The sequence below is a fragment of the Paracoccus sphaerophysae genome (genome assembly GCF_000763805.1).
Taxonomy (GTDB): Bacteria; Pseudomonadota; Alphaproteobacteria; order Rhodobacterales; family Rhodobacteraceae; genus Paracoccus; species Paracoccus sphaerophysae.
Genome location: NZ_JRKS01000108.1, coordinates 1 through 6155, shown reverse-complemented (window position 1 = coordinate 6155; position 6155 = coordinate 1). Strand labels below are relative to the sequence as shown.

Sequence of the window (6155 nt, the reverse complement as noted above, 5' to 3'; positions counted from 1 at the left end):
GCCCCCGCCGCCGCAACCGGGGGGCGGAAAGCCCCCCGGTTGCGGCGGCGGGGTCCGGGAGGCGGAAAGCCCCCCGGCGGAGCGTCACTGGCGCGGCCCGACCACGGCGAACCAGGCGCCCTGCGGGTCGCTGCCGACGGCGATCCAGGCCGGGCCGGGGACCTCGATGGGACCGATCTGGACATGGCCGCCGGCGGCCCTGATCGTCTCGATGACCTCGGACACCGGGGCCTCGACGCCGAAATAGGGCAGCCAGTTCGGGTGCGGGGCATCGCCCAGCCCCATGATGGCGCCGATGTCCGCGCCCTTGTGGCGGATCATCTGATAGGTGCCGCCCGGCCCCTCGCTGGCATCCGGGCATTCGTCCATCGGCATGGCCTCGCCCTTGGTCCAGCCGAACAGCGCGGAATAGAACGCATAGCCGGCCTCCGGGTCGGTGCTCATCAACTCGTTCCAGTTGCCGTGCCCCGGCTTCTGCGGGTCAAAGGCGCCCTCGCCGCGTTCGGCCTTGGCGCGGTCGGCATCGGCCATCTGGCCCATGTCGGGCTGCAGGATGCCGAAGGCCGCGCCCTGCGGATCAGCCGCGACGGCATAGCGGCCGGTGCCGGGAATGTCGGCGGGTTCGCTGAGGATGCTGCCGCCCCGCCCGGCGACCTGCCGGGCCGTGGCATCGGCGTCGTCGGCGGCGAAATAGATCAGCCACATCGGCGGCCTCTGCGCCCCCTCGCCCGGAGGCTCCGTCAGCCCGGCGACCATGTCGCCGCCCGACGTGGCAAGGTGATAGGCGAAATCGGGCATGCCGGAATCCTGCACCGCCCAGCCGAGAACCCGGGCATAGAACTCCCCGGCCACCTTCAGATCGCCTTGGCTCGTGGTCAGCTCGTACCAGCAGGGATTGCCTTGAAAGCTCATGGTCGTATCCTTTCGGTCCATGGCGATCAGTCCGCCGCGCTGACCATCCAGTGGGTGCCAAAGCGGTCGCGGCACATGCCGAAGCCCTTGGCAAAGAAGGTCTCGCCGAAGGGCATCGTCACGGTGCCGCCTTCGGCCAGCCGGTCGAACAGCGCCCCCGCCGCCGCTGCGTCGGGGCGCGACACGGGGACCGACACGCCGGATTGCCTGTGCCCGTCCGGCTCGGTCGGGTCGGCGAATTGCGGCGGCGCGTCCGATCCCATCAGCACCCCGCCATCGAAGCTTTGCAGACGGGCATGCAGCAGCCAGTTCCTTTGTTCGGACGGCGGCTCCGGCGCCCCGGCGCCGGGCGGGATGTCGGAAAAGCGGCTGGTTTCCAGCTTGCCGCCGAAGATCTCGGCATAGGCGGCGAAGGCCTCGGCGGCGTGGCCAAGAAACTTCAGGTAGGCGACGAACATCAGCCGGCCCGCGCGCTGTCGAACAGGGTCGAGAACCCGCCCCAGGTCATGCGCTGCGTGTCGAAGGGCATCTCGGGCATTTCGCCGTCGGCCTCCATCATCGCCCTTGCCGCGGCGTCGCAGGTGGCGCGGTCGGGCCAGGCGGTCCAGGAAAAGACGATCACCTCACCGTCACGCGCGTCGACGGCGCGATAGAAGTCGGTGCGCTTGCCGCGCGGCACGTCCTCGCCCCAGTTCTCGAAGGTGCCGAGGCAGCCATTGGGGCGGAACATCTCCTCCCACGCGCCTTTCGCCACGTCGGCATAGGCTGCCTTGCTGCCGGCCGGCACCGGGATCACGAAGCCCTGATAATAGCCGGCGTCCCGGTCGGTGCCCTCGGCGACCAGCGTCGAGAAGCTGCCAAAGACCATGCGCGGACCGTCAAAGGGCATCTCGCCCATCTGCGCGCCGATATCGGGGTCGCTGCTCATCTCTTGCCAGGCCGTGTCGGCGGTCGCCTGGTCGGGCCATTCGATCCACGAAAACACCACGGTCTCGTCGTCCCTGGCCTCGACCGCCCGCAGCAGGTCGGTGTGCTTGCCGGGCTGCACGTCCTCGCCCCAGGTTTCCACCATGCGCACCGCGCCGCGGTCGCGGAACAGCGGCCAGGCGCGGCGGGCGTGGTCCAGATAGGCGTCCTTGTTGGCGGTCGGCACGGGGGCCAGCGATCCGGTATAGAAAGCCATGATGTCCTCCTCGGGCTGTGGGGCTGGCTTCACGGTGAGCTTATCGCTTGCAAAATGCAACTGAAAAGTTGTAACAAGAAACTGACAGGAGGCCCGATTGGCAGAAATCCGCAAATCCTATGGCGAAGGCTGCCTGGCCGCCCACGCGCTGGACGTGGTGGGCGACCGCTGGGCGCTGCTGGTGTTGCGTGAACTGATGCTGGGGCCGAAACGCTTTGGCGCGATTCGCGCCCGGTTGCCGGGAATCGCCACCAACATGCTGGCGCGCCGGCTTGCCGACCTCGAGGCCGCGGGCATGCTGGTCCACCGCGACCTGCCGCCCCCGGCCAGCGTGCCGGTCTATGAGCTGACCGCCGAGGGCCGCGCGTTCCATCCGGTGCTGGTCGCGCTCTGCCATTGGGCGGCGGGGTCGCCCGGGCACGATCCGCGCCTGCCGATCAGCCCGACGGCGCTGATGATCTCGATGCAATCCATGCTGCATGCCGACCCGGGCGCGGTCCACGAGGCGGGATTTTCGATGGACGACGAACGCTTTCTAATGACCGTCCGCGCGGGCCGTGCCGAGGTCCGCCGCACCGACGCCCCCGAGGGGGCCGTACATCTTGCCGCGCCGCCGAACGTCATGGCCCGCGTCGTCTATGGACCCGAACCGCTGGCCCGGACGATGGCCGCCGGGCTGGTGCGCGTCGATGGCGACGTGGCCTCTGGCCAGCCCTTCATCGACCTGTTCCGGCTGGAACGCCCCGCACCCGGATCCACCCAACCCTGAAAGGACTCGACATGGCCCGCATGATGCCCAGCCTCTGGTACGCGTCGGACGCCGAGGAAGCCGCCCGGTTCTATGTCGGGATCATCCCCGACAGCCGCATCGACCGGGTGTGGTCGATGCAGGCCGAATCACCCTCCGGCCCGCCCGGCAGCGTCAAGCTGGTGGAATTTACCATCGCCGCACCCCGGTCACGGCGATGCAGGCGGCCAACCCGCCCGGCCGGTTCGACGAATCGGTGTCGCTGACCGTCGAGGTTGCCGACCAGGCCGAGCTGGACCGGATCTGGGACGCGCTGCTGGACGGCGGCCAGGCGCAGGCCTGCGGCTGGCTGATCGACCGCTGGGGGCTGCGCTGGCAGATCGTGCCCCGGCAGCTGAACGACATGATGGCCGATCCCGACCGCGCGGCGGCAGCGCGGACCGCCGAGGCGATGATGGGCATGGTCAAGTTCGACATCGCCGCGCTGAAGGGCGCGCACGCCGGCACCGCCTAGGCTCATACCGCCCGGTCGAACTTGGTCGACAGGTGGACGAGGCTTTCCGACGACCGCACCCCGGTCAGGTTGCCGATCTGGTCCAGCACCTCGTCCAGCTCGACCGTCGAGGCGCAGGCGAGCTGCAGCAGCAGGTCCACCCGGCCGCTGGTGGAATGCACCCGCTCGACCGCCGGGATCGCCTTGAGCCGGCCGAGGATCGCCGGCTGGGCGCGCGGCTCGATGGTCAGCAGGCAGGTGGCGCGGATGCGGGTCAGCCGGGCCGCCTCGCCCAGGCGCAGCGTATAGCCGGCGATCGCGCCCGAGGTTTCGAGCCGTTCCAGCCGCGCCTGCACCGTCGACCGCGCCAGCTTGAGCCGCCGCGCCAGCACCGCGACCGACATGCGCGCATCCTGCCCCAGATGGGACAGGATGGCCCGGTCAATGTCATCCATGTCGTTACCCCCGTCGATAAGACGACGCTTCCGGTCACATTAACTGCAAGAACGCGACAATCTATAGTTTTCATCGCTGCAGATGCACCGCATAGCGCCCATCCTGCGTTGGCAGGCAGCTATTCGGGATCGGAAGGGGATCGCATGGGACTGACCGAAGGCCACGTGGCCAAGACCGTCTGGGAAAACCCGGCCGAGATCGTGCGGGCGCTGACCCCCGAGAACCCGGTGATCGTGTTCGCTCCGACGATCCTGCAGGACCGCGCGCGCCAGTTTCTCGAGGGGTTTCCGGGGCTGGTGACCTATGCCGTCAAGTCGAACCCGGACGAGGCGGTGATCTCGAACCTGGTGAATGCCGGGATCCGCGGCTTTGACGTCGCCTCGCCGTTCGAGATCGACCTGATCGGGCGGCTGGCCCCGATGGCCGCACGCCACTATCACAACCCGGTCCGGTCGCAGGCCGAGATCGCACATGCCGTCGCCGCCGGGATCAAGGCGTGGTCGGTGGACAGCCGGTCTGAACTCGACAAGCTGTTTGCCCGCGTGCCGGCCGGGGACTGCGAGATCTCGCCCCGCTTCAAGCTGCCGGTGCTGGGCGCGGCCTATGATTTCGGGTCCAAGTTCGGCGCCTCGCCGGAACTGGCGGCCGAACTGCTGAAAGCCGTGGCCGAACGCGGCTATGTCGCCTCGCTGACCTTCCACCCGGGCACCCAGTGCGTCGATCCGGCGGCGTGGGAGCACTATATCCGCACCGCGCGCGAGATCGCCGACATGGCCGGGGTCCGGCCGCGGCGGCTGAACGTCGGCGGCGGCTTCCCCTCGTGGCGGGTGCACGGCGTCGAACCCGACCTGCCGGCGATCTTCGAGCGGATCGGCGCCACCACCGCCGAGGTGTTCGGCGACGACGCCCCGCAGCTGGTCTGCGAACCCGGCCGCGGCCTGTGCGCCGACGCCTTCGCCATAATCGCCCGTGTCAAGGCAGTGCGCGACGGCGATGCAGTGTTCCTGAACGACGGCGTCTATGGCGGACTGACCGAATTGCCGATGATCGGCAACCTGGACCGCATCGAGGTGCTGACCCCGGAGGGCGTGGCGCGCACCGGCCACGCCGCCGGGCGGGTCGTCTTTGGCCCGACCTGCGATTCCGTCGATCGCCTGCCCGGCGAGCTGCAGCTGCCCGACGACATCGCCGAGGGCGATTACGTCGTGATCCACGGCGCCGGCGCCTATTCGGTGGTGACGAACACCCGCTTCAACGGCTTCGGAGAGCTGCGCCAGCTGACCGTGATGGGACTGGAGTAACGCCGCGCGCGGCGTCGCGCGGCCCGGCGTCAACCGAATCGCAATCTTCTGCGTTCATGGGTTGACCATGACCGACCGCGCGCCGATTCCGCATATCGTCCTGATGGACGGCACGCTCGCCACCCTCGGCGGGCCGCGATCGAGCCATATCGCCACCATCCGGCGGCTGGTGCGCAAGGCGGGGCCGGTGCGGGTACATTACGCGCGCGGGGTGCATTGGGACAGCTGGGGCGGTGTCCGTGCCGTAATCACCGGCCAGGGGATCGAGGATCGGATCGCCGAGGCCTACGGCTGGCTGGCCAGCAGCTGGCGGCCGGGCGACCCGATCTTTGTCTTCGGCTACTCCCGCGGGGCCTTCACTGCCCGCTCGCTGGCCGGGATGATCGGCCGCGTGGGGCTGCTGCAGCCCCGGCACGCGACGCAGCGCAACATCCGGCTCGCCTGGCGGCTGTATCAGCGGGAAACCACCGGCGCGGTGCTGGCCGGTTTCATGCGGCGCTGCCACGACCATGTCCCGATCGACATGCTGGGCGTCTTCGACACCGTCGCGGCGCTGGGGCTGCGCCTGCCGGTGATGTGGATGCTGACCGAAGGGCGGCACCGGTTTCACGATCACCACCTGGGCGGGCATGTCCGCTTTGGCGCGCAGGCGCTGGCGCTGGACGAAACCCGGGCGGTGTTCCAGCCGATCCTGTGGGACCGGGCCGAGGCTGCGCGGCTGGAACAGCGCTGGTTCCGCGGCTGCCACCCCGATATCGGCGGCCAGCTGAACGGGCGGCGAGGTGTCGCGGCCGCTGGCCAACATCCCGCTGGTCTGGATGCTCGGCCTGGCCGAGGCGCGCGGCCTGCCGCTGCCAGCGGGCTGGCGCGAACTGTTTCCCTGCGATGCGACGGCGCCGTCGGTGGGCAGCTGGACGGGATGGGGCCGGGCCTTCCTGCTCCGCGCGCCGCGCACGGTCGGCACCGCGGGCGACAGCCTGCACGACTCGGTGCCGCTGCCCTATCGCGGCCCGGCGCTGATGGCCGGCGCGTCGCGGCGGGGATTTGCGCGGGGGATCAGGG

General features: G+C 69.8%; 9 protein-coding genes. 5 read left to right on the top strand and 4 right to left on the bottom strand.

Annotated features, from left to right (window positions below):
* Nucleotides 1–84: 84 nt before the first annotated feature.
* The 3 genes from IC63_RS16315 to IC63_RS16305 are packed head-to-tail and all read right to left on the bottom strand — an operon-like array spanning nucleotide 85 to nucleotide 2095.
* A complete protein-coding gene (locus tag IC63_RS16315) occupies nucleotides 85–912 on the bottom strand; it encodes a VOC family protein (protein WP_036722524.1) in 828 nt (275 codons plus the stop codon).
* Between the two features lie 26 nt (nucleotides 913–938).
* Complete coding sequence (locus IC63_RS16310) at nucleotides 939–1370, bottom strand: VOC family protein (RefSeq protein WP_036722517.1); 432 nt, start codon at nucleotides 1368–1370, stop codon at nucleotides 939–941.
* Nucleotides 1370–2095 (bottom strand): DUF1428 domain-containing protein, encoded by a 726-nt coding sequence (locus IC63_RS16305; RefSeq protein WP_036722521.1) that lies wholly within the window; start codon nucleotides 2093–2095, stop codon nucleotides 1370–1372. The genes IC63_RS16310 and IC63_RS16305 overlap by 1 nt, the downstream gene beginning before the upstream one ends.
* Nucleotides 2096–2192: 97 nt before the next feature.
* Between IC63_RS16305 and IC63_RS16300 the strand changes: the two genes are divergently transcribed.
* From IC63_RS16300 to IC63_RS19135, 3 genes are read left to right on the top strand one after another with little or no spacing between them, the layout of a single operon-like run.
* The gene (locus IC63_RS16300; protein ID WP_036722514.1) at nucleotides 2193–2864 is read left to right on the top strand and encodes a winged helix-turn-helix transcriptional regulator; all 672 of its coding nucleotides are present in this window, start codon (nucleotides 2193–2195) and stop codon (nucleotides 2862–2864) included.
* 11 nt (nucleotides 2865–2875) lie between these two features.
* Nucleotides 2876–3109, top strand: a complete 234-nt coding sequence (locus IC63_RS19140; protein WP_198026354.1) for a VOC family protein — start codon at nucleotides 2876–2878, stop codon at nucleotides 3107–3109.
* A complete protein-coding gene (locus IC63_RS19135) occupies nucleotides 3061–3357 on the top strand; it encodes a VOC family protein (RefSeq protein ID WP_198026353.1) in 297 nt (98 codons plus the stop codon). Before IC63_RS19140 ends, IC63_RS19135 begins: the two co-directional genes overlap by 49 nt.
* A 2-nt stretch (nucleotides 3358–3359) precedes the next feature.
* On the opposite strand, the gene IC63_RS16290 is transcribed toward IC63_RS19135, so the two are convergent.
* Nucleotides 3360–3791 carry an Lrp/AsnC family transcriptional regulator gene (locus IC63_RS16290; protein ID WP_036722512.1) on the bottom strand — a complete coding sequence of 144 codons (432 nt, stop codon included), beginning with the start codon at nucleotides 3789–3791 and terminating at the stop codon, nucleotides 3360–3362.
* A 144-nt stretch (nucleotides 3792–3935) separates the two neighbouring features.
* On the opposite strand from IC63_RS16290, the gene IC63_RS16285 reads away from it, so the two are divergent.
* Together IC63_RS16285 and IC63_RS16280 are read left to right on the top strand one after the other, a co-directional pair.
* Nucleotides 3936–5093, top strand: coding sequence for a type III PLP-dependent enzyme (locus tag IC63_RS16285; protein WP_036722509.1), 1158 nt, complete (start codon nucleotides 3936–3938; stop codon nucleotides 5091–5093).
* Between the two features lie 67 nt (nucleotides 5094–5160).
* On the top strand, nucleotides 5161–6155 hold a 995-nt coding region (locus IC63_RS16280; RefSeq protein ID WP_232222657.1), incomplete at its 3' end, for a DUF2235 domain-containing protein.

Bases quoted from the DNA above. Each gene is read 5' to 3' on its own strand.
- IC63_RS16315 (WP_036722524.1), bottom strand. From the start codon at position 912: ATGAGCTTTCAAGGCAATCCCTGCTGGTACGAGCTGACCACGAGCCAA.
- IC63_RS16310 (WP_036722517.1), bottom strand. From the start codon at position 1,370: ATGTTCGTCGCCTACCTGAAGTTTCTTGGCCACGCCGCCGAGGCCTTC.
- IC63_RS16305 (WP_036722521.1), bottom strand. From the start codon at position 2,095: ATGGCTTTCTATACCGGATCGCTGGCCCCCGTGCCGACCGCCAACAAG.
- IC63_RS19140 (WP_198026354.1), top strand. From the start codon at position 2,876: ATGGCCCGCATGATGCCCAGCCTCTGGTACGCGTCGGACGCCGAGGAA.
- IC63_RS19135 (WP_198026353.1), top strand. From the start codon at position 3,061: ATGCAGGCGGCCAACCCGCCCGGCCGGTTCGACGAATCGGTGTCGCTG.
- IC63_RS16290 (WP_036722512.1), bottom strand. From the start codon at position 3,791: ATGGATGACATTGACCGGGCCATCCTGTCCCATCTGGGGCAGGATGCG.
- IC63_RS16285 (WP_036722509.1), top strand. From the start codon at position 3,936: ATGGGACTGACCGAAGGCCACGTGGCCAAGACCGTCTGGGAAAACCCG.